A 20,845-nucleotide genomic window follows, 5' to 3' on the forward strand; every position below is an offset into this window, starting at 1 on the left:
GATCTCAACAGGAGTGCTTATGAGTGAAGAGCAGAATACCCGGCGGCCGGATGATCATGAGTTCGGGTGGCGTCTCGGGGTGGTGGTTCTCGTTTATTCTGCATTTATTGCCGCAATTATCGGCATGCTGCTCAGTATACAGGTTATCAATGTCGGCAAATATCGTCAGAAAGCGGCCCGTCAGTATGAGCGGGTGGTGACCGAGAAAGCGCAGCGCGGTGTTATTCTTGACCGGCGTTCACGAATGCTTGCCGAGAGCATCGAGTCGGTCTCTTTTTATGCCAATCCGGCAATTATCAGGAAGTCGCCGCTTTTTGATCAGAAAGGAAAGGCGGTTGTTGACCGGAAAAGCGGAAAACAGAAAACCTTTGACAACTCGGCAAAAATCGCTACGATTTTTTCCCGGCAACTCGGTATTAACCGCCTCGAAATCCTTGCCGCATTGAGAAAGCCGAAGGGTGTCGTGGTACTGGGTCGCAAAATTCCCGTTGCAAAAGCACTCCCGCTCATGCAGGAGAAGTATCCGGGAGTCTGGTCTGACAAGGATCAGCAGCGCTACTACCTGAATGTTGCAGCTCAGGTGATCGGTTTTACCGACAGTAAAAACGAGGGGAGCAGCGGTCTTGAGTTGCAGCTCAACAAGGCATTGAAGGGTCGTGACGGGACACGAATATTCCAGCGATCCGCAACAGGCGTCCGTTATCCGGCGCCTGACGCAAAGCAGCTGGATCCGGTTAAAGGCAACACGGTTCAGCTGACTCTCGATGCCGATATACAGAGCATTGTAGAAGATGAGCTGACCAAAGCGGTTGAGCGGTTTAATGCCGATGCAGCGGCAAGTATTGTTATGGATGTCCGTACAGGAGAGATCATTGCCATGGCAAACAATCCGGTTTTTGATCTGAACCAGAGAGGGACATGGACTCCGGAGCGATCCCGAAACCGGGCGGTAACCGACAGCTATGAGCCGGGCTCAACCTTCAAGCTGGTTATGGCGGCTGCCGCAACAGAGGTACTGAAAAGAAAAGCGACTGATATTGTCTTTGCCAATAACGGCAACATGCCGATCTATAATCTCAACATCCGTGATCACGAACCATACGGCAATATCACCTTCCGCCAGGCAATAATGTATTCAAGCAATATTGTGGCGGCAAAGACGGCCATGGCGGTCGGAAGTGCAAAGTTCAATGCCTATGCAAGAAATTTCGGTTTTGGTGTTAAAACCGGAGTCGGGCTGACTGGAGAGTCGCCCGGAAGGGTTCGTACGCTTTCCCGGTGGGACAGAACCACACTCCCCTGGATGGGATACGGCTATCAGGTTATGGCGACACCGCTGCAGATCCTTCAGGCTTATGCGGCGGTTGCCAACAATGGTACGCTGATGAAGCCCTTTATTATCAAGAAGGTGACTGATGCAGAGGGAAACGTGGTCAGGGAGAGTGTGCCTGAAAAAGTGAGGCAGGTTATTTCCCCTGAAGCCGCCAGATATATCGGACGGGAGTATTTCAAGGCGGTTGTTGACAGCGGTACGGCAAAGAGTGCTTCGGTGCCGGGCATCAGCGTAGCAGGAAAGACAGGAACAGCACGGCGCGCGGCCGGGGGTTCCTATGCCAACCCGGTCTATGTCTCATCTTTTGTCGGATATTTCCCTGTTGAGACCCCTCTTTATGCCATTATTGTGGTTGTTGAAAATCCCAGAACAGCCTACTACGCAGCCACGGTTGCGGCACCGGTTTTTTCCGGCATAGCCTCAAGAATGATCGCCTGTTCGGAAGAGATGCAGAAAAACCTTGCATTCCGTTCACCGCAACAGACCATGCTTGAAACGGCTAAAGCTGTCGCTGTTCCTGAGCTGGTCGGACTCAGGGGAAGAGATGCCCGGCGGATGCTGCAATGGCTCAAGCTTGAAATGGAGTACTCAGGAGATCTGGATGGAGTTGTTGCTGCTCAGAGTGTTCTGCCCGGCAAAATGGTTGAACTCTCCAGGGTTATCCGGGTGAAGCTTTCAGAGGGAAACAGTAACCGGAAGAGCTTATGAATGGCTCTGAACAACGCGCAGGGATTCGGCACGTGCCGCTTGAAAAGCTGCTCGGGGGGATCTCCGCGCTGGAGCTGAGAGGAAATCGGGAGCTTGCGGGAGAGGTCACCTGTGTAACCAGTGATTCCCGTGAAGTGATTCCCGGAGCACTGTTTGTTGCCGTAAGAGGGTATTGTACCGATGGGCACCGCTTTATCCGGAGTGCTGTGGAGCGAGGGGCAGGGAGCGTAATCTGTGAAGAGATTCCTTCCGGCATAGAGGATGGTGTGCTGTTCATAAAAGTGACGGACGCGCGTATTGCTCTGGCAGAAGCGGCAAGGCTTTATTATGGAAACGCCTCTGATCAGTTGATGATTATCGGGGTTACCGGAACGAACGGCAAAACCACGACCTCAAAGCTGATAACCTCCATGCTCAATGCCCGGGGGATCTCCTGCGGTTATATCGGGACCAATCTCTGCACGTTTGCAGAGCGGGAGATTCCGCTTGACCGCACCACTCCGGAGGCGCATGGTCTCCATGCGCTTTTTCGCCGGATGGTGGATGGCGGATGCAGGGCTGTGGTGATGGAGGTCTCTTCGCATGCGCTCATGCTGAAGCGGGTACACGGCATCCGGTTTCGTGCGGCGGTGTTTACCAATCTGACACCGGAGCACCTTGATTTTCATGAAACCATGGAGGCCTATGCTTCGGCAAAACAGCTGCTTTTTGATCAGCTCACTCCTGATGGTTTTGCGGTGCTCAACCGTGATGACCCTGCCGCCCCGTTTATGGCGGCGAGGGTGCTGCCTGAAAAAATATATTGCTGCTCCCTTTCGGCGCGGCAGGACACCTCGCTCGCATGCGGGAACTCCTTTTTTGCCGAGATTACCGGTGCTTCGATTGCTTCAAGCCGTGTCGCACTGCATTTTCCTGAAACCGTTGTCTCCATAGAGGTAAGGCTTCCGGGCAGCTTTAATGTCATGAACATGCTGGAAGCCGCATCGGTTGGATTTGGTCTGGGTCTTGATCCCGATGAGATATGCCGTGCGCTCTCTCTGGTCTCGGCTGTTGAGGGCCGGATGGAACGGGTTGGCGAGAGTTGTTCGGGAGGGATGGCTTTTGTTGATTATGCGCACACTCCGGATGCGCTCTTCAAGGTGCTCTCAACCCTTCGGGATCTGAAGGATGAGCACTCCCGTCTGATCGTTGTTTTTGGTTGCGGAGGAAACAGGGACCGGTCGAAACGTCCGGAAATGGGCCGTATTGCCTCGGAGCTTGCTGATGAAGTGATCATTACCTCTGATAATCCCCGGGACGAGGATCCGGAAGCTATTCTGGATGAAATAGAGCAGGGAATGAACCGCGATGGCCGATACCGGAGAATCATCGACAGGGCTGAGGCCATAAGCGTTGCCGTGTCGATGATCGGGAAGGGAGATGTCCTTCTTGTGGCCGGAAAGGGACACGAAAAGTATCAGGAAATTTCCGGCAGAAAAGCGTTCTTTTCAGACCGTGAACAATTATTAACCTCTATGCAGAAGAGCTGCGAAGGAGAACCGGAGAAGGAGTGCGAACGATGAAAGGTGTTTTGAGTGTGGAAGATTTCAGGGGGATTGGCGATGTTGTTACCCATGGTTCTCCGCTCCTGACGATTACTGCGCCTGTAGTGGTTATTGATTCACGGGAGGTGAAAGGGGGCGAGCTGTTTGTTGCCCTGAAGGGTGAGAGAACCGATGGCCACTGTTATGTAAGCAATGTTTTTCAGCAGGGGGCAAGCTGGGTGATGGTCAGCCGTGAGTGGTATGAAAAAGAGGGTTCACCACAGCCTCCCGAAGGCAAAGGGTTTATTGTGACCGATGATCCCGTTTCGGGTCTGCAGCAGCTTGCATCATGCTACCGTAAAACCTTTTCCATTCCCGTTGTGGCTATTGGAGGCAGCAATGGAAAGACTACGACCAAGGAGATGGTCGCTTCGGTACTTGCAACCGGATTCACAGTGCAGATGAGCCAGGGGAACAGGAACAATCATCTTGGTGTACCGCTCACCCTGCTTCAGTTACGGCCCGATACCGGTATTGCGGTTGTTGAAGTTGGAATAAACCATCCCGGAGAGATGGAGGAGCTGACGGCCATTGCCAGGCCGACCCACGGCCTGTTGACCAATATCGGCCATGAGCACCTGGAGTTTCTGATTGATCTCGATGGTGTTGCGGCTGCTGAAACACAGCTTTTCACCTATCTGCAGGAGAGTGGCGGAACCGCTTTTGTAAACGGTGATGATTCAAGGCTCAGGGCTGCCGGAGAGGCGCTTGAGGGGCCGGTCATCTACGGAACAGCTGACCTTCCGGGCCGGATCTGCCGGGCGAGGGATATCAGCGTTTGCCGGGATGGCCGCATCTCGTTCGTGTTGTGTTCAGCCGACCGAACTGAACCGGTTACCCTGAACTTTACCGGAAAACATAATGTGATCAATGCGGTTGCTGCGGCAGCTGTCGGCCTCCATTTCGGGCTGCCTCTCTCCCGTATCAGGGAGGGGCTTGAATCGCTGGTTCCGGCTCCCGGCTGGAAACGGCTCGAAGTGATGGATTCCGGCGGCCTCCGTATTCTCAATGATACCTATAACGCCAACTCCGACTCCATGCGTCTGGCCATTGATGCCCTGTGTGATCTGCCCTGTGAAGGCAAACGCATAGCGGTGCTTGGAGATATGCTTGAACTCGGTGCCGCCGGAGATGTTGAACATGAATCGATTGGCCGCTATATTCACGGGAGCCGCGTTGACCTGCTCTATGTTTATGGAGAGAAAGCGAGGCTGATCTGCCGGGAGTCACCGGGAAGCTGTCAGGGTCACTTTTCAACTCATGAAGAGCTGCTTGAGGCACTGCTTGAAGGGGTGCATGACGGGGACGCGATTCTTTTCAAGGGGTCAAGGGGGATGAAGCTCGAACGTGTGGTCGAGTCGCTCATTAACACAAGAACCAAAACCAGGTAAGATTCCCATGCTTTATTATCTGCTGAAGTACATCAATGATCTTTATCACCCTCCGGTACTTCGGGTTATTGAGTATCTCACCTTCAGGGCAAGTGCCGCAGCCATTACTGCGCTCCTGATTACGCTCTTTGTGGGGCCCCATTTCATCATGTACCTGAAATCCCGCATTGTTGAGCCGATCAAGGAGGAGGCGCCTCCCGAGCACCGGAAGAAAAAAGAGATCCCGACAATGGGCGGAATCCTTATTATTTTTTCCATAGAGGTTTCGGTAGTGCTCTGGGCTAAATTCAATGATCCGCATGTCTGGCTGATCATGCTTGCCGTGTTCTGGATGGGCGTCATCGGGTTTATTGATGACTACCGGAAGGTGGTGCTGAAGATCAAGGGGGGCCTTTCGGCCCGTTACAAGCTGATAGGTCAGGTCACTCTCGGACTGGTGATAGGGCTCTATACCTGGTTCGATCCCGCCTTTTCAGTGCTCCTTTCAACGACTACCGTACCGTTTTTCAAGAACCTGACCATCGATTACGGGATTTTTTATATCCCTATCGTTATTTTTATCATTACCGCAGTCTCCAATGCCGTCAATCTGACCGACGGGCTTGACGGGCTCTCATCCGGCAGTTCTGCCATTGTCGTCATGGGTCTTGGCGGCTTCTCCTATCTTGCAGGTAACGCCGTCTATGCCAGCTATCTCAATATTCCCTTTATTGCCGGAGGGGGCGAGATCGCCGTGGTCTGCATGGCTATTGTCATGTCCTGCGTCGGCTTTCTGTGGTTCAACTCCAATCCTGCCGAAATTTTCATGGGTGATACCGGTTCTTTGGCCCTCGGCAGCGCTATCGGGGTTATCGCGCTGCTTATCAAACAGGAGCTGCTCCTGCCGGTAATGGCGGGGATATTTTTTCTTGAAACCCTTTCGGTCTCCCTTCAGGTGCTCTATTTCAAGTATACAAAAATGCGCTTTGGCCAGGGGCGCCGTATTTTTCTTATGGCGCCGCTGCATCACCATTTTCAGTTGAAAGGGTGGGCGGAACAGAAGATTGTGATCAGGTTCTGGATTGTGACGATTCTCTTTTTTCTTGCCAGTCTCATGACCTTAAAACTCAGATAGGGGCTATGGATCTATCCGGAAAAAAAGTTACGGTCCTTGGTGCGGCAAAAAGCGGCATTGCTGCGGCACTCCTCCTGCACAGCAAGGGGGCGCAGGTCATGGTAAGCGAACTTGGCAGGATCAGTGCCGAAGCGCAGCAATCGCTTCGGGCATCAAGCATTCCCTTTGAAGATGAGGGCCACTCCGGCCGGGTTTATGATGCCGATCTCTGTGTCATCAGCCCCGGGATACCACCTACAGCAAAGGTTGTGCAAGCCATGCAGCAGAGAGGTATTGCAATCTTCAGCGAGATTGAGATCGCCGCTCTTTTCTGCCGGGCAAGAGTTGTCGGTATAACCGGTACGGATGGCAAAACCACCACCGCCACCTTGATTCACCGGATATGCGAAGCTGACGGCCTGCTGCACAACTATCGGGCATTCAGTGTCGGCAATATCGGCATACCGTTTTCGTCGATGGTTCTGGAGATGCATCCCCGGGATGTTGCTGTTGTCGAGCTGAGCAGTTACCAGCTGGAGCGCTGTGTTGCCTTCCGCCCCGATATTGCGGTGATTACCAATATTACGCCGGATCACCTTGCCCGTTATGAGGGTGATATGCATCGGTATGCGGCGGCGAAATTCAGGATTTATCAGAATCAGGGGGAGCGCGACACGCTCATTTACAATGATGATGATCCCCTGCTCACTGCACATTTTGCCGTTGACTCCGCCAGATTTCCTTTTCAGATAGTTCCATTCAGGATGGATCAGCGCGCAGCACACGGGAGTGGCCGGAGCATGGTTTTTCTTGATAACGACAGGGTGGTTTTCCGTACCGTGAGCGGAGAGGAAACGGTTGTGGCAACAGCGGATTTTCTGAAAGAGAGTTTTCGGGGTCGTCACAATATTTATAATGTACTCGCGGCAGTTGCGGTCTCAAAGGTACTGGGTATCGAGAGCGGGGTTGTCCGTGACGTGCTTTCGGATTTCACCGGGGTCGAGCACCGTCAGGAGTTTGTCATGACCATCAACGGTTCCGGCTGGATCAACGACTCAAAAGCGACAAACCTCAACGCCATGCGACAGGCGCTCGAATCGGCACCGGGAAAGGTGGTTCTGATTGCCGGAGGACAGGACAAGGGAAATGATTATGCAACCATAGCCGGGCTTGTCCGGACAAAGGTTACACTGATTGTCGCTATCGGTGAATCAAAAGAGAAGCTTGTTTCGGCTTTTGAGGGTGTTGTCCCCGTCAGGCCGGCAGAGTCGCTTCAGGCGGCGGTGACCATGGCCCGACACGCCGTTGAGCGTGGAGAGAGCGTCCTCTTTTCACCGGGGTGTGCAAGTTTTGACATGTTCGAGAATTTCGAGGATCGCGGCAGGCAGTTTAAACAATGCGTTCAACAGTTATCCTCATGCTGAATACTCCCCAACATCACGCATCCAAAGAGGGGGCTGCTCCTGAAGCCTTGTCGCTTCCTTCCCGCGGGGAGGGAATTGCCGGAAAACTGCTCATGCTCATTGTTGCCATTCTCATGTGCATCGGGGTGGTTGTTGTATACAGCAGCGGAGCCGGATGGGCTGAGACAAAATATGCGAGCACTGAATATTTTTTATGGAGGCAGCTTACCTTTTCCCTGCTCGGAATTGTCACTATCGTTTTGATTGCCCAGCTTGACTATCACGTTTTCTGGAAAACCAGCAAGATTATTCTTGCTGTCAGTATTGTGCTGCTGACGCTTCTTCTTGCCCTGAAAGCGGTTGGTATTATTTCCGGTGCGGCGCGCTGGATAGGGTTTGGTCCGCTCAAATTTCAGGTATCCGATTTTGCCAAATACGCCCTGATTTTTCATTTTTCCCGTCTCATCAGCGAAAAGCAGAGTTATATCAAGGATCTCAACAGCTCGTTCTATCCCCTGCTTACCATTCTTTTGACCGTTGTTTGTCTTGTAGCTCTTGAGCCGAACTTCAGTACGGCATCACTGATCGCCATGATCGGCTTTATGCTGATGTTTATTGGCGGGGTCAGTATCCGTCATCTGCTGCTTACCGCATTGCCCCTGATTCCTGTCGCAGCCGTCTTTGCCATTGCGGCGCCCTACCGGGTAGCACGTCTGCTCTCATTTTTCAGCGGGGATGAGAAAGGGATGAGCTATCAGGTTGTCCAGGCGTTGATCGGCCTCGGAAACGGCGGGCTGTTCGGTCTTGGAATCGGAGCCAGCAAGCAGCGCCAGCTCTATCTGCCGCTCTCCTATAACGATTTTGTCTTTGTTGTTGTCGGCGAGGAGTATGGATTTGTAGGCGCCCTTGCGGTCATTGCGCTTTTTGCCGGATTTTTTTTCTGTGGTCTTATCATTGCCAAGCATGCCCCGGATAATTTCGGCAAGTATGTTGCCAGCGGTATTACCATGGCGATCTCTCTTTTTGCATTTATCAATATTGCTGTTGCCTGCCATCTGCTGCCGACAACGGGTGTTGCGCTGCCCTTTATCAGTTATGGCGGTACCGCACTGCTCTTCAACTCCCTCGGAGTTGGTATTCTTATGAGCATATCCCGTTACAAGAAACGGGAGCTTGACCGGATTGTCAGGAATGAGGCGTCTAAATAAAAGGATGGTTCCATGAAAGTGCTTTTTGCCGGCGGCGGAACAGGCGGGCATTTGTATCCGGCAGTAGCCATGGCCGGTGAACTGCGCAAGCTTGTGGCGGATGTCGACGTTGCTTTTGCCGGCACAACAAGCGGCATTGAGGCGACCGAAGTCCCGAGACTCGGTTACCGCCTCCACCTGATTCCGGTAAAAGGGCTGAAAAGAGGACTCTCTCCCTCCAATATTCTGGCAAATCTCGGGATCATTTCCGGCTTTGCGGCCTCGGTTTTCCGGGCGGCTGCCCTGATCCGGCGTGAGGCTCCTGATGTTGTGGTCGGAACCGGAGGGTTTGTCAGCGCACCGGTGCTCCTTGCGGCCCAGCTGACGGGCAAAAAAACACTCATCCAGGAGCAGAATGCTTTTCCGGGTGTCACAACAAAGCTGCTTTCACTGCTGGCAAGCGAAATCCATCTTGCATTTGAAGATGCACGCAGGTTTATTCCGGGATCAAGAGAGGTCTGTATTACCGGCAATCCGGCCCGGTCATTTGTGCTGCACTCCCCTCATGAGGCGAGGGCGGCTTTCGGCCTGCATGAAGATCGCCCGACCCTTCTCGTCTTCGGAGGGAGCCGTGGCGCGCGCTCAATCAACAATGCCATACTTCAGCGCGTTCCGGAGATAACGGCATCGTCAAATATACTCTGGCAGACCGGAGCGCTTGACTTTGAGCGGATCAAAAAGCAGGTGGTTCCCTCCCCTTATCTTGCGGTTTGTCCGTATATTGAGGAGATGGGTGCTGCATACAGCGCGGCAGATCTGGTTGTGTGCCGGGCGGGAGCGTCATCAATTGCGGAGCTTACAAATCTTGGAAAGCCTTCGGTGCTTGTCCCGTATCCCTATGCGACCGGCGATCATCAGCGCCATAATGCAAGGGCACTGGTAAAGGACGGGGCAGCCATGGTGATTGAGGATGACCATCTTGGAGATTCGGATTCAATTAAAAAAATTCTTGAGCTGCTGCATAATCCGGGAAAGCTGAAAAGCATGGGCGCCGAATCGGTAAAACTGGGCTATCCGGACGCAGCCCGTCAACTTGCCCTGCGGATTATAACGCTTGCCAAAAAACATTAAGGAGTAGAATTCATGGAACTCGGGAAGACAAAAAGTGTTCATATCGTCGGAATCGGGGGTGCCGGTATGAGCGCTATAGCTGAACTGCTCCTGAAGTCAGGGTTCGGAGTAACGGGTTCTGATGTATCGACCGGAGAGGTGACCGACAAGCTTGTTGAGCATGGCGCAGTCATTTATCAGGGCCATCGTGCCGAGCAGGTTACAGCCTGTGATGTGGTGGTCTACTCTTCAGCTATCCGGCAGGAAGAAAATGTTGAAATTATTGCCGCCCGAAAAGCAGGCATTCCGGTTATCAAAAGGGATGAAATGCTGGGTGAGCTTATGCGCTACAAATCCGGAATCTGTATCTCCGGTACGCATGGCAAGACAACCACCACGGCCATGATCGCAACCATGCTCATTGAGTCCGGTGAGTCGCCAACGGTCATGATCGGAGGAATCTCAGACTATTTGAAAGGCAGTACGGTTGTCGGTGAGGGGAAATACATGGTTATTGAGGCGGATGAGTTTGACCGGGCATTTTTAAAGCTAACGCCAACAATTGCCATTGTCAACAGCCTTGAGTCGGAGCATATGGATACCTATGGTACGCTTGATGACCTGAAGCAGGCCTTTATTGCCTTTGCCAACAAGGTCCCTTTTTATGGAAGGGTGATCTGTTGTGTAGACTGGCCGGAGATCAGAAAAATCATTCCTTCGCTGGACCGGGTCTATACAACGTTCGGCATTGAAGAGCCTGCCGATGTTATGGCTTATGATATTGTTCTCGAAAAACAGCGATCAACCTTTACGGTTCGGGCCTTTGGCATTGAGTATCGGGATGTCAGCATTAACGTCCCGGGACGTCATAATGTGCTTAATGCCCTTGCTGCATTTTCAACGGGTCTTGAGCTGGGAATCGCACCTGAAAGGCTGATTGTCGGTCTTGCCTGCTACAGCGGCATGAGGCGGAGATTCCAGGTGAAATTCGATAACGGCAAGGGGCTTATGGTTGTTGACGATTATGCCCATCATCCGTCAGAAGTCAAGGCGACGGTCAAGGCGGCCAAGAGTGGCTGGGTTGATTCCCGGGTGGTTGCTGTTTTTCAGCCGCACCTCTTTTCCCGCACAAAAGAGTTTGCCGATGAGTACGGTTGGGCGCTTTCACGAGCCGATATTGTCTTTATTGCCGATGTCTACCCTTCAAGGGAGAAGGCGGTGGATTATCCCGGAGTAGACGGCACTCTGGTTTCGACAGCGGTCAGAAAAGCCGGAGGCAAGCATGTCGAGTTTATTGCGGAGAGGGCGTCGCTTTTTGCTGCGCTCAAAGAGTATGCGGTTGATGGAACCATGCTGCTCTTCATGGGTGCGGGGGATATTACGAGGCTTGCCTCCGAAGCCGCTGAGTTCTGCCGGACCGGCGCGCTTGACGGGCGGGATCTCCTGTGAGCAGGATGAGAACACATGGTGATGGCGCAGGAGGAGCGAGCTCCGCAGCTGCGCGCTTGATGAAGCGGATGAAAAAGCTTTTTTATGCCTGATTCTGAATTTCAGCAATACAAGGGAGAGCCCGTGGAGAGTGCCCCTCAGGAGTATCCGGAAGCCGGAGACAAGGGGGGGGCTTTCGATCCTCAGGTTCCGGCATACTCCGGAAACTGGAAGGCGCTGCTGTTTGTTATGGTGATTGTCTTGTCTGCCCTCTTTGCGCTTGCGCAATATGCTTCGCACTGGAAAAAAGAGGTGGTTGTCAGGGAGGTTGTCATTGACGGACTCTCAATTCTCTCCCGCAGCGAGCTGGCGGCAAATCTTAAAGGATATCAGGGGAAAAATCTGCAGCAGCTTGATGCCGCAGAGATCAGGAAACGGGTGGTTGCCTCCCCCTATGTCAAGGAGGCGGTGATCAGCAAGGAGCTGAACGGGATTGTCCGGATAAGGATTCTTGAGCGCGTGCCGGTAGCCCTGACGGTTATTGGCGGCAGGGTCATGGCAATAGACCGGGAGGGGTTTCTTCTGCCTGCGAGAGCGGCTCTGTCAGGCCAGGTGCCGAAATTGCTTGAGGTTCGGGGTATAAGCCGGCTCAGGACCGCTCGAAATGGTCTGCAGCAGCTTGCTATTCGTGACAGCTACCTGCTCCAGCAGTTTCTGGATGCTCTTGCTTCAACGGATTATGCCCCTTTGCTGGTTCGTGAGTTCCATTTTGAAGAGAACAATCACTCCTGTTTTGTTGCTGTTCAGGCCCCTACCCGTTTTATTGTAGGCAATGATGGTAACTTCAAGGAAAAGTTGAAAAAATTCGAGATATTCTGGCAAAAGGTTGTATCAATTAAAGGTTTTGGAACTTTCGAGACTGTGGACTTGAGGTTCAGGGACAGGATTTTTACCAGGGATCCTGTATCTCCGGAAGTCCCGCAGGTTAATCCCCTGTGATAATCATGCAAGAATAGAACAATGCTGAAAAGCAATATTGCTGTTGGTCTTGATATCGGAACAACGAAGGTTTGCGTTGTTGTTGCCGAAAAAGATGCTCTCGGTAAACTCAATGTGCTTGGCAAAGGTCGTTCAAATTCAGACGGCCTTCAAAGAGCGACTGTTGTCAATATCAACAAGACTGTTGCCGCAATCAAGGCGGCTGTAGCTGACGCCGAACGGGAGTCATCAATTCGTATCAATGGCGTCAATGTCGGCATTTCCGGGGCTCATGTTCACTGTATTCACAGTAATTCGGAAATCAGCATCAATCAGTCCGGAATTGTCAATGACTCTGATGTCAAGCGATTTCTGGAAAAAGCCAAGACCAATATCCGCTATCTGGATATTGATCACGAAATTATCCATGTCATTCCGCAGGAGTTCATTGTTGATGATCAGGAGGGGCTGCTCGATCCTATAGGGATGGCCGGAACGACCATGCGCGGCAGCGCCTATATTGTAGTCGGTCAGCGCACCAAGATCCGCAATATCAAGCAGTGTGTCGAGAAGGCCGGACTGGAGATAAACGGGCTGACCTTTGAGCCTGTAGCCTCCGGTATGGCGGTCATAAAAGAGCGTGAGGAGAAGAGCGGAGTTGTTGTTATTGATATCGGCGGAGGAACCACCGAGGTTGCCATCTATAATAACGGAGCGATCCGCTACTCTGAAGTGATCAAGGTCGCCGGCAATGATGTAACGCACGATGTTGCTCACGGAGTCAAGGCGCTGTATGAGGTGGCCGAAGAGCTTAAAATACAGCATGGATGCGCCTATGCCCAGTTGAGCGGCGAAGATGAAGAGCTGCTTATTGAGGGGATTGAAGGCCGGCCGCAAAAGTCATTTCCCAAAAGTTCATTGACCATGATCATAGAAGCCCGGATGATGGAGATTCTGGAGCTTGTCAGGGACTCGGTCAAACGGTCTGGTTACTATGAGTACATCAATGCCGGAGCCATTATCACCGGTGGAGGTTCGCTCCTGCCGGGTACCGAAGAGCTTGCCCGCGATGTGCTCGGGCTTGATGTCCGTATCGGATATCCGGAAGGGGTCTCGGGCGGAATCAAGGGCTCCATCAACAATCCCATGTATGCTACCGTGATGGGACTTGTCGCCCATTCGTTTCAGTATACCCCTCCCGACGATTATGGTTTCGCTTCGACAGCCGAGGTGCTGCCGAATTCTGCGCAGGCCGTCATCGAAGAAGAGAGTCCCGTTCAGGAGTCGGGACCGGCACGTAAAAAAATTGTGGATCGTATGAAGAAATTCTGGGAGCAATTGTAATGGTCGCAGCAAACATGAGCGATTTAAAGGGAGAACTGACTGATGGCGTTTGAGCTGGATCCCGGACTGTTTGACAGTGAGCAGGGAAAAGGGGTTACCATAAGGATTGTCGGTGTCGGAGGTTGCGGCGGCAATGCCGTAAACAATATGATTGACCGGAAAATCAGCGGCGTTGAATATATCGTATTCAATACCGACCGCCAGGCGTTGCTGAACTCCAAAGCACCAATCAGGGTGCAGATCGGCAAGAAAGCGACCAACGGGCTTGGAGCAGGAGCTGATCCTGCCAAAGGCCGGCAGGCAGCAGAGGATGACCGCGAGATTATAGCCGCCCAGCTCAGGGGTGCCGACCTTGTTTTTATTGCAGCAGGTATGGGCAAGGGAACCGGTACCGGAGCAGCTCCTGTTATTGCCTCTATTGCAAGGAATATGGGGATCCTGACTATCGGGGTTGTAACCAGACCCTTCAATTTTGAAGGCCAGGTCAAGGCAAAGATTGCTGATGGAGGCATTGCCGAGCTCCGCAAATATATTGATACGCTCATTCTTGTTGAAAACGAGAAGATTCTCAGTATTGCCGAGGAGGGGGTAAGTGCCACAGAGGCATTCAACATGGCAAACGATGTGCTCTACCGGGCGGCAAAAGGTATTGCTGATATTATTACCCGCCACGGGCATGTCAATGTTGACTTTGCTGATGTTCGCAGTATTATGTCCGGAGCCGGTGATGCGGTTATGGGTTCTTCGGCTGCGTCGGGAGAGCGCCGGGCACTGAAGGCTTCATCGGATGCGCTCAACAGTCCGCTGCTTGAGGGTGTGTCGGTAAACGGAGCCAAAGGGGTGCTGGTCAACATTACCGGCGAGGTCACCATGAGGGACATGAGGGATGCCATGAGCTACATCGAGGAGCAGGTTGGCAGCAATGCCAAGATAATAAACGGTTATGTTGATGAACCGCAGGTTTCCGGAGAGATCAGGGTTACTGTTATTGTAACCGGATTCAAGCGGGTCGAGGAGAGTGATGAGCATGAGAGCGCACAGCGCAGCTCATCCTCTGCTTCGCAGGGGTTCCGTCAGGGGCAGGCGCTCTCTTCGTCTGTCAGGCAGCCCAACTCCGTTTATCCAGAACGACAGGAAGAGGATTTGCGTATTCCCGCATATATCCGGCGCCAGTTGTCAATCCATGATCCGCATGAGGTGGAGGGCAGAAAAAATTCCGGAGCAACTGATCAGAAGACGACAGTACCGGCAGGAACAGGAGATAGTGATGATAAAATTCAGAAAGGGTCAACAGATACACCGGCATATCTCCGCAGGAAATAAAAACGGAATCTGAAACAGCCTTTCTCATAATCAATAAAGGTTGTTATGGGTTATTGCATGCTTTCCGCAGAAGAAGCGGTGGCAAAAATCAAGTCAGGAGACAGGGTCTTTCTTCATACAGCAGCGGCAACTCCGCAACGGTTGATTGAGGCGATGGTCGCCCGGGCCGGTGAGTTGAGGAATGTTGAAATTGTCAGTTTGCATACCGAAGGCGATGCGCCCTACGCAAAGCCGGAGTATCGGGAAAGCTTCAGAATGAATGCCCTTTTTGTGGGCAGAAATATCCGCGAGGCCGTTCAGAATGGTGATGCCGATGCCATTCCGGTTTTTCTGAGCGAGGTTCCCTCTCTTTTCAGAAGCGGAATTCTTCCGCTTGATGTAGCGCTTGTTCATGTCTCACCTCCCGACAGGCATGGCTACTGTTCTCTCGGAGTTTCGGTCGATGCCACCCTCGCCGCCGTTCACGCAGCCAGGCTGGTTATTGCCCAGGTGAATCCCAACATGCCCCGAACCCATGGGGAGGGCATGCTTCATGTAAGCAGGATTCATGCAATGGTTGAGGTCTCCGACCCCCTTCCCGAAACGCCCGTGCACAAGCTGAGCGAGACGGAGATCAGTATCGGCCGCCATATCGCTTCCATTGTTGAAGACGGGGCAACCATGCAGATGGGTATCGGTGCTATCCCCGATGCAACCCTTGCCGCCCTTTTCAACCACAGGAACCTTGGTATTCACTCTGAAATGTTTTCGGATGGAGTGATCGAACTTGTTGAAAAAGGGGTGATCAACGGCAGTCAAAAGCGGACGCATAAAGAGACGATTGTGGCCAGCTTTCTGGTTGGTACGCGAAGACTCTACGATTTTGTGGATGACAACCCTTTCGTTGAGATGCTTCCTTCCGATTATGTTAACGACACCCGGTCGATCCGGGCAAATCCCAAGGTAACAGCCATTAACAGTGCACTTGAAATTGACATGACCGGGCAGGTCTGTGCCGATTCTATCGGTCAGAAATACTTTTCCGGTGTCGGCGGTCAGATGGATTTTATTCGCGGAGCCGCACTCTCCCCGGGGGGCAAACCGATCATTGCACTCCCTTCGACGACAAGCAGAGGCGAGTCAAGGATTGTGCCGCAACTCAAACCTGGTGCCGGTGTGGTTACTACAAGGGCGCATGTACAGTATGTCGTGACAGAGTTCGGTATTGTCAATCTGCATGGCAAGAATCTTCGGCAGAGAGCTGAAGCGCTTGCAAGCATTGCCCATCCTGATTTCAGAGAGGATATCAGCCGTCAGGCGCATGAGCTCTACGGCTCTTATGGAAGAAGATTCATGGATTGAGCAACCCGGAAGGCAATCACTTCCGCCTAAAAAGGCCCGGGGGCGTTGCCGCTGCTGATTCCGATCAGCGTGACCATTCGTCCGGTGTGGCCGTTATCCCGACGGTATGAGTAAAAAAGGTCACTTCGGGCGAATGAACAGTGTGGTGAGCATTCGATATTCGATGAGGGAACTCCGGCGGCCAGCAGTTGCCGGAAGTTTACTTTGCCGAGGTCAAGCAGGTATTTCTCTTCATCCGCACCTTCAGGCGCCAACTGCCAGTCATCATCGTTAAACGCTGAGGCTACCTCCCGGCCAACCTCATAGTGCCTTCCGGATATACCTGTTCCGATCCAGGCAAGGCACTCTCCGGGTATGGAGCCGAAGCTCGTTCGCATTGCGGCAAGGGTCTTGATGACAATGTTGCCTGCACTTCCTTTCCATCCGGCATGCACCGCACCCATTGCCTCGTGTTGCGGGTCGTAAAGCAGCACCGGAAAGCAGTCCGCAGTAAAGATACAGAGGAAGAGATCTTTTTTGTCGGTAATGAAGGCATCATAGCCTTCGTAACGACCGGGTGCTTCAGCATGGAGGATCTCCGTGCCGTGTACCTGGGTTGAACTGACCAGCATGTCAGGATGAATTCCGGCTGTCGTGCAGAGGCGAAGGGTGTTTTGCCGGACAAGCTCCGGCAGGTCTCCGGTATTGTTCCCAAGATTCAGCGAAGCGTAATCGCCCGTGCTTTTACCTCCCTTTCTTGTGCTCTGAAGGGCAACAAGCCCGGCGAAGCGGGAGAAGATGATCGGGGTGAGCATTTCAGTATCTGGCAGGGAAGCGGCAGTACACTGGCCCATGGTCGTATCCATAAGGAAAATGTTTGTGCTGTTCCGGCCTGTTCTCTGTTTCTGAATCCCGGAAGCCGGAGAATAAAGAGGTATTCTGAAAAAATATGATTATTAACCGATCGTTTCGCAACCATGGACAAGAATTTCGATAAAGGTTCATTATTTCATGAAGAGTATTATCTTTCCTCAGTTCGATAATCGTATCTGTGGACTTTTTTCAGCAGAAAATCTTGTTGCCACTGTCGGTGGATTGGAGTGATGCATGATGAAACGTCCTGATGATGAACGCTTTCCTGACAAGTTCGGCCGTTCTGTTCGAGCACTTTCGGATTATATGGGGCTTGGCCTCCAGATTGCCGCCAGCTTTGCCTTTTTTGTCTTTCTTGGATATTGGGCGGACACGAAGCTCGGAACTTCTCCGTTTCTGCTTCTTGCAGGAGTAGTTGTCGGTATGGTCGGAATGGCGCTTATTCTCATGAAGGTGGTCCGGTCGGCAAATAAAAAACAGTAGAAACGCCCCTATTATTTGGCGAAAACAGAAAGAATCGCTCATATATGAAGCCATTGTTTGATTTTATTTTAAAGTTATGTATTTTGACAGTCGTTTTATGGGGGATGATTTACTCCTTGCTTGATCCCGGCACTGTTGACTATCGTTCGGTATTTATCGCATGGGTAATGGTCGCGACAAATACTTTGGCAGGCTACCTGATTTTTGAGTATGCGTTCGCCAGGGAATCACGGGTTTTTACCATAGCGGTGTTCGGCGGCCTTACCGCAAGGCTGCTGTTACTTATGGTGCTTGTTTTTGTTATCATTTACCGGCATTTGGCGGTTATCAACGACTTTGTGGTCTCGCTTTTTGCTTTTTACTGTATTTATTTGATTGTTGAAATTCTCGGGTATCAAAAGAAAAACAAACAGAAAAAGAATACTGCATGAAACGCTTTAACGTCAAACAGGCCACAGCATTTTTCAGGGTCATTGCGCTTGTCCTCCCACTTCTGTTCTGTGTTAACAGCTTTGCTTCAGCATCTCCTGAAGAGTCTGCTCCTGCGGTGCATAGTGCAGCCCCGGCTGTTCCCGGTAGTGAGCCCGCCGCGACTCACGCTCCTGAAGAGGAGGAGAAGGCCGGTGATGTTATCATGCATCATATCCTGAACAACAACGTTTTTGCTTTTCCCCCTTTCGGCGAGGTAGAACTCCCGACCCTGCCCAAAGTTGCAGGCATCGATATTTCCATTACCAAGCATGTCGTTATGCTCTGGCTTGTATCCGGAGCCCTTCTGATCGTTTTCTCCATAGTCGGAGGGAAGTACAAGAACATGAATGCCCGCCAGGCGCCGAAGGGTGTAGCCAATACCATGGAAGCGCTTATTGATTTCGTCAGGCTTGATGTAGCCAAGTCAAATATCGGCCCGGGGTATGAGAAGCACCTTCCCTATCTGATTACGGTATTCATGTTTATTCTCTTCTGTAATCTGTTCGGTCTTATCCCCTACGGCGCTACGGCCACGGGCAACATCAATGTTACCCTGACTCTGGCGGTATTCACCTTCATTATTACACAGATTGCTGCACTGAAGGCGCATGGTTTCGTCGGATTTGTCAAGCATCTTACCGCAGGAACCCACTGGGCGCTCTGGATTATTATTGTGCCTATCGAAATAATCGGACTCTTTACCAAGCCGTTTGCTCTTACGGTTCGACTTTTTGCCAACATGACCGCCGGTCACATTATCATCCTCAGTCTTATTTTTATCAGCTTCATTCTCAAGAGCTATATTGTTGCAGCAGCGGTTTCGGTTCCGTTCGCAATCTTTATCTATCTGCTTGAGCTCTTTGTTGCATTCCTTCAGGCATTTATCTTCACCATGCTTTCAGCGCTCTTTATCGGTCTGGCTACTGCCCACGAAGGACATGAGGAGCATGAGGCCGGAGTTGCCCATCATTAATTTGATGTCAGGAATATTGAGGAATAAGTATTATTTTTATGATTTTGATTTAACGGGTTCAAAACTGCTAATTACTCTTTAGCAAAAAACTTACAACAAATAAACGGAGGTAATTACAAGATGGATGGTTTAGGTTTAGCTTATTTAGGTGCAGGTATTGGCGCCGGTCTTGCTGTTATTGGTGCTGGTCTTGGTATTGGTAATATCGCTGCTTCTGCAACAGAGGGAACAGCTCGTCAGCCTGAGGCTGCATCCGATATCCGTACGACCATGATTATTGCAGCAGCTCTTATTGAAGGTGTTGGTCTGTTCGGCGAAGTTATCTGCGTTCTTCTCGCTCTCAAGTAAGCGTGAAGCTGTTACAGATTCGATACAGAAGATATCCCGATTGCGGCACACTCAAAGCACCGCAGTCGGGTTTTATTAATCGTTAACGGAAACATTGTTCATGCTTACGTCAGGAGTTATTCTTCTTGCCGGCAGTCTTTTAAGCCCGGAACCCGGCCTTATTTTCTGGACTGCGGTTACATTCGTGATTGTACTGCTTATTCTCAAAAAAGTAGCCTGGGGACCGATCCTCACGGCTTTGGAAGAGAGAGAAAAGGGTATCCAGTCATCTATCGACCGTGCATATCATGCAAAGGATGAGGCTGAAGCTGCTCTTCGCAAGAACAGTGAACTGCTTGCCAAGGCTGATGCGGAGTCAGACAAGATCATTCGTGAAGGAAAGGATTTTGCCGATAAACTTCGCACCGATATTACCGAAAAAGCCCAGGCTGAAGCGCAGAAAATGATTTCCATGGCCAAGGATGAAATTGAGCAGGAAAAACGCCGCGCACTCAATGAGCTGAGAACGGAGGTTGCCGATCTTGCTGTAAAAGGGGCCGAGAAAATTATCAGAGGCTCGCTTGATGCCGATCTGCAGAAAAAGATCGTTGACAGCATGATCCAGGATTTTTCTACAAAACGTAATTGAAAACGGTCACGAAATGTCCAGTCTAATTGCAAGCCGTCGATATGCATCTGCTCTCCTTTCATCAGCTGAAGAGGGTGGTTTTCTTGATACTATTGTTGAAGAGCTGAAACAGATAAGGGACGTTCTCAACAATTCCCGTGACCTCGTTCATGTGTTGAGAAGCCCCCTGATCCAGGGCGACAAGAAAGTTCATATTCTCGAAGAGATTTTCCGGGATAGTGTAGGCCAGAAAATGCATCTCTTTTTGAGCCTTATCGCAAAAAAGAAGAGAGCCGGGCTTCTTCCCGAGATTATTGACGAGTTTCAGGTTCTTCTTGATGAGAAACAAGGCGTGCTCAATGCTGACGTTACCAGTGCCGTTGCACTTTCGGATCTTCAGGTATCGGACCTTGTCAGCAAGCTCACGGCTTCGACCGGCAAGACGATCAGGGCAAAGATGAAGGTTAATGCTGATCTTATTGGTGGTGTTTCGGTTAAAATCGGAGACACTATTCTTGACGGCAGTGTAAGTCATCAGCTCGAGATGCTGAAGCACTCACTTATGACGGACGCAGTATAAACGCCCTCTCCCGAGTTTGATTTTTTAATAGCCTGCAGCAGCAGGCTATTTTTTTACATATTTATCCGGACGGGCTTGTAAGCATTCACGGAAATTTGTAGCATAGAGTCATGGGGCTTTAGCTCAGTTGGTAGAGCGTCTCGTTCGCAATGAGAAGGTCAGGGGTTCGACTCCCCTAAGCTCCACATGTATTCCGCCCTCACTCCTGCTTCAGTGATCTCCAGCACCTTTCATGCAGTGTTCTTGCCCGCTTTTCGCTGACCCGTATTATCGAACATCCACCATCCTTATTTTCATGGCCGGTCAGAT

Annotated in this window: 19 protein-coding genes and 1 tRNA gene; 19 read left to right on the top strand and 1 reads right to left on the bottom strand. The window is 51.4% G+C overall.

Features of this window, described 5'->3' with window-relative positions; translation table 11 throughout:
- Positions 1-19: 19 nt before the first annotated feature.
- The 12 genes from CFERDRAFT_RS09710 to CFERDRAFT_RS09765 all read left to right on the top strand — a co-directional run bounded on the left by CFERDRAFT_RS09710 (position 20) and on the right by CFERDRAFT_RS09765 (position 16,222).
- Complete coding sequence (locus CFERDRAFT_RS09710) at positions 20-2,041, top strand: penicillin-binding protein (RefSeq protein ID WP_006367068.1); 2,022 nt, start codon at positions 20-22, stop codon at positions 2,039-2,041.
- Positions 2,038-3,603, top strand: coding sequence for a UDP-N-acetylmuramoyl-L-alanyl-D-glutamate--2,6-diaminopimelate ligase (locus CFERDRAFT_RS09715; protein WP_006367069.1), 1,566 nt, complete (start codon positions 2,038-2,040; stop codon positions 3,601-3,603). The genes CFERDRAFT_RS09710 and CFERDRAFT_RS09715 overlap by 4 nt, the downstream gene beginning before the upstream one ends.
- The gene (locus CFERDRAFT_RS09720; RefSeq protein WP_006367070.1) at positions 3,600-5,015 is read left to right on the top strand and encodes a UDP-N-acetylmuramoyl-tripeptide--D-alanyl-D-alanine ligase; all 1,416 of its coding nucleotides are present in this window, start codon (positions 3,600-3,602) and stop codon (positions 5,013-5,015) included. Before CFERDRAFT_RS09715 ends, CFERDRAFT_RS09720 begins: the two co-directional genes overlap by 4 nt.
- A 7-nt stretch (positions 5,016-5,022) precedes the next feature.
- Positions 5,023-6,129: a phospho-N-acetylmuramoyl-pentapeptide-transferase gene (mraY, locus tag CFERDRAFT_RS09725; protein WP_006367071.1), complete on the top strand. Its 1,107-nt coding sequence runs from the start codon at positions 5,023-5,025 to the stop codon at positions 6,127-6,129.
- A 5-nt stretch (positions 6,130-6,134) separates the two neighbouring features.
- On the top strand, positions 6,135-7,532 hold the full coding sequence (murD, locus tag CFERDRAFT_RS09730; RefSeq protein WP_006367072.1) for a UDP-N-acetylmuramoyl-L-alanine--D-glutamate ligase: 1,398 nt from the start codon (positions 6,135-6,137) through the stop codon (positions 7,530-7,532).
- A complete protein-coding gene (locus tag CFERDRAFT_RS09735) occupies positions 7,505-8,719 on the top strand; it encodes an FtsW/RodA/SpoVE family cell cycle protein (RefSeq protein ID WP_006367074.1) in 1,215 nt (404 codons plus the stop codon). The genes murD and CFERDRAFT_RS09735 overlap by 28 nt, the downstream gene beginning before the upstream one ends.
- A 12-nt stretch (positions 8,720-8,731) precedes the next feature.
- Positions 8,732-9,829 carry an undecaprenyldiphospho-muramoylpentapeptide beta-N-acetylglucosaminyltransferase gene (murG, locus tag CFERDRAFT_RS09740; protein ID WP_006367076.1) on the top strand — a complete coding sequence of 366 codons (1,098 nt, stop codon included), beginning with the start codon at positions 8,732-8,734 and terminating at the stop codon, positions 9,827-9,829.
- Between the two features lie 12 nt (positions 9,830-9,841).
- On the top strand, positions 9,842-11,257 hold the full coding sequence (murC, locus tag CFERDRAFT_RS09745; protein WP_006367077.1) for a UDP-N-acetylmuramate--L-alanine ligase: 1,416 nt from the start codon (positions 9,842-9,844) through the stop codon (positions 11,255-11,257).
- Positions 11,258-11,341: 84 nt separating this feature from the next.
- A complete protein-coding gene (locus tag CFERDRAFT_RS09750; RefSeq protein WP_006367078.1) occupies positions 11,342-12,235 on the top strand; it encodes a cell division protein FtsQ/DivIB in 894 nt (297 codons plus the stop codon).
- Positions 12,236-12,256: 21 nt separating this feature from the next.
- Entirely contained in the window at positions 12,257-13,558 is a 1,302-nt protein-coding gene (gene ftsA, locus CFERDRAFT_RS09755) for a cell division protein FtsA (protein ID WP_006367079.1), read from the top strand.
- Positions 13,559-13,600: 42 nt separating this feature from the next.
- Positions 13,601-14,881, top strand: coding sequence for a cell division protein FtsZ (gene ftsZ / locus CFERDRAFT_RS09760; RefSeq protein ID WP_006367080.1), 1,281 nt, complete (start codon positions 13,601-13,603; stop codon positions 14,879-14,881).
- A 45-nt stretch (positions 14,882-14,926) separates the two neighbouring features.
- The gene (locus CFERDRAFT_RS09765; protein ID WP_040433673.1) at positions 14,927-16,222 is read left to right on the top strand and encodes an acetyl-CoA hydrolase/transferase family protein; all 1,296 of its coding nucleotides are present in this window, start codon (positions 14,927-14,929) and stop codon (positions 16,220-16,222) included.
- 26 nt (positions 16,223-16,248) lie between these two features.
- On the opposite strand, the gene pgeF is transcribed toward CFERDRAFT_RS09765, so the two are convergent.
- Positions 16,249-17,067 (bottom strand): peptidoglycan editing factor PgeF, encoded by an 819-nt coding sequence (gene pgeF, locus CFERDRAFT_RS09770; protein ID WP_006367082.1) that lies wholly within the window; start codon positions 17,065-17,067, stop codon positions 16,249-16,251.
- Positions 17,068-17,311: 244 nt separating this feature from the next.
- Here pgeF and CFERDRAFT_RS09775 point away from each other — a divergent pair, with 244 nt between their 5' ends.
- The 7 genes from CFERDRAFT_RS09775 (at position 17,312) to CFERDRAFT_RS09805 (ending at position 20,721) form a co-directional block, all read left to right on the top strand.
- On the top strand, positions 17,312-17,557 hold the full coding sequence (locus CFERDRAFT_RS09775) for an AtpZ/AtpI family protein (RefSeq protein ID WP_040433681.1): 246 nt from the start codon (positions 17,312-17,314) through the stop codon (positions 17,555-17,557).
- Positions 17,558-17,601: 44 nt separating this feature from the next.
- On the top strand, positions 17,602-17,988 hold the full coding sequence (locus tag CFERDRAFT_RS09780; protein ID WP_006367084.1) for a hypothetical protein: 387 nt from the start codon (positions 17,602-17,604) through the stop codon (positions 17,986-17,988).
- A complete protein-coding gene (locus tag CFERDRAFT_RS09785) occupies positions 17,985-19,001 on the top strand; it encodes a F0F1 ATP synthase subunit A (RefSeq protein WP_006367085.1) in 1,017 nt (338 codons plus the stop codon). The genes CFERDRAFT_RS09780 and CFERDRAFT_RS09785 overlap by 4 nt, the downstream gene beginning before the upstream one ends.
- A 120-nt stretch (positions 19,002-19,121) precedes the next feature.
- On the top strand, positions 19,122-19,349 hold the full coding sequence (atpE, locus tag CFERDRAFT_RS09790) for an ATP synthase F0 subunit C (RefSeq protein WP_006367086.1): 228 nt from the start codon (positions 19,122-19,124) through the stop codon (positions 19,347-19,349).
- Between the two features lie 100 nt (positions 19,350-19,449).
- The gene (locus CFERDRAFT_RS09795) at positions 19,450-19,977 is read left to right on the top strand and encodes a F0F1 ATP synthase subunit B (RefSeq protein WP_006367087.1); all 528 of its coding nucleotides are present in this window, start codon (positions 19,450-19,452) and stop codon (positions 19,975-19,977) included.
- Positions 19,978-19,990: 13 nt separating this feature from the next.
- Positions 19,991-20,536 (top strand): F0F1 ATP synthase subunit delta, encoded by a 546-nt coding sequence (locus tag CFERDRAFT_RS09800; RefSeq protein WP_006367088.1) that lies wholly within the window; start codon positions 19,991-19,993, stop codon positions 20,534-20,536.
- Between the two features lie 112 nt (positions 20,537-20,648).
- Positions 20,649-20,721 (top strand) — tRNA-Ala (locus CFERDRAFT_RS09805).
- Positions 20,722-20,845: the final 124 nt, after the last annotated feature.

Origin of the sequence: Chlorobium ferrooxidans DSM 13031, assembly GCF_000168715.1 — a bacterium.
GTDB classification, from domain to species: domain Bacteria; phylum Bacteroidota; class Chlorobiia; order Chlorobiales; family Chlorobiaceae; genus Chlorobium; species Chlorobium ferrooxidans.

Bases quoted from the DNA above. Each gene is read 5' to 3' on its own strand.
- CFERDRAFT_RS09750 (WP_006367078.1), top strand. From the start codon at position 11,342: ATGCCTGATTCTGAATTTCAGCAATACAAGGGAGAGCCCGTGGAGAGT.
- atpE (WP_006367086.1), top strand. From the start codon at position 19,122: ATGGATGGTTTAGGTTTAGCTTATTTAGGTGCAGGTATTGGCGCCGGT.
- CFERDRAFT_RS09795 (WP_006367087.1), top strand. From the start codon at position 19,450: ATGCTTACGTCAGGAGTTATTCTTCTTGCCGGCAGTCTTTTAAGCCCG.
- ftsZ (WP_006367080.1), top strand. From the start codon at position 13,601: ATGGCGTTTGAGCTGGATCCCGGACTGTTTGACAGTGAGCAGGGAAAA.
- CFERDRAFT_RS09785 (WP_006367085.1), top strand. From the start codon at position 17,985: ATGAAACGCTTTAACGTCAAACAGGCCACAGCATTTTTCAGGGTCATT.
- CFERDRAFT_RS09720 (WP_006367070.1), top strand. From the start codon at position 3,600: ATGAAAGGTGTTTTGAGTGTGGAAGATTTCAGGGGGATTGGCGATGTT.
- CFERDRAFT_RS09780 (WP_006367084.1), top strand. From the start codon at position 17,602: ATGAAGCCATTGTTTGATTTTATTTTAAAGTTATGTATTTTGACAGTC.
- CFERDRAFT_RS09800 (WP_006367088.1), top strand. From the start codon at position 19,991: ATGTCCAGTCTAATTGCAAGCCGTCGATATGCATCTGCTCTCCTTTCA.
- CFERDRAFT_RS09765 (WP_040433673.1), top strand. From the start codon at position 14,927: ATGGGTTATTGCATGCTTTCCGCAGAAGAAGCGGTGGCAAAAATCAAG.
- CFERDRAFT_RS09775 (WP_040433681.1), top strand. From the start codon at position 17,312: ATGAAACGTCCTGATGATGAACGCTTTCCTGACAAGTTCGGCCGTTCT.
- CFERDRAFT_RS09715 (WP_006367069.1), top strand. From the start codon at position 2,038: ATGAATGGCTCTGAACAACGCGCAGGGATTCGGCACGTGCCGCTTGAA.
- CFERDRAFT_RS09710 (WP_006367068.1), top strand. From the start codon at position 20: ATGAGTGAAGAGCAGAATACCCGGCGGCCGGATGATCATGAGTTCGGG.
- mraY (WP_006367071.1), top strand. From the start codon at position 5,023: ATGCTTTATTATCTGCTGAAGTACATCAATGATCTTTATCACCCTCCG.
- ftsA (WP_006367079.1), top strand. From the start codon at position 12,257: ATGCTGAAAAGCAATATTGCTGTTGGTCTTGATATCGGAACAACGAAG.
- CFERDRAFT_RS09735 (WP_006367074.1), top strand. From the start codon at position 7,505: ATGCGTTCAACAGTTATCCTCATGCTGAATACTCCCCAACATCACGCA.
- murD (WP_006367072.1), top strand. From the start codon at position 6,135: ATGGATCTATCCGGAAAAAAAGTTACGGTCCTTGGTGCGGCAAAAAGC.
- murC (WP_006367077.1), top strand. From the start codon at position 9,842: ATGGAACTCGGGAAGACAAAAAGTGTTCATATCGTCGGAATCGGGGGT.
- pgeF (WP_006367082.1), bottom strand. From the start codon at position 17,067: ATGGATACGACCATGGGCCAGTGTACTGCCGCTTCCCTGCCAGATACT.
- murG (WP_006367076.1), top strand. From the start codon at position 8,732: ATGAAAGTGCTTTTTGCCGGCGGCGGAACAGGCGGGCATTTGTATCCG.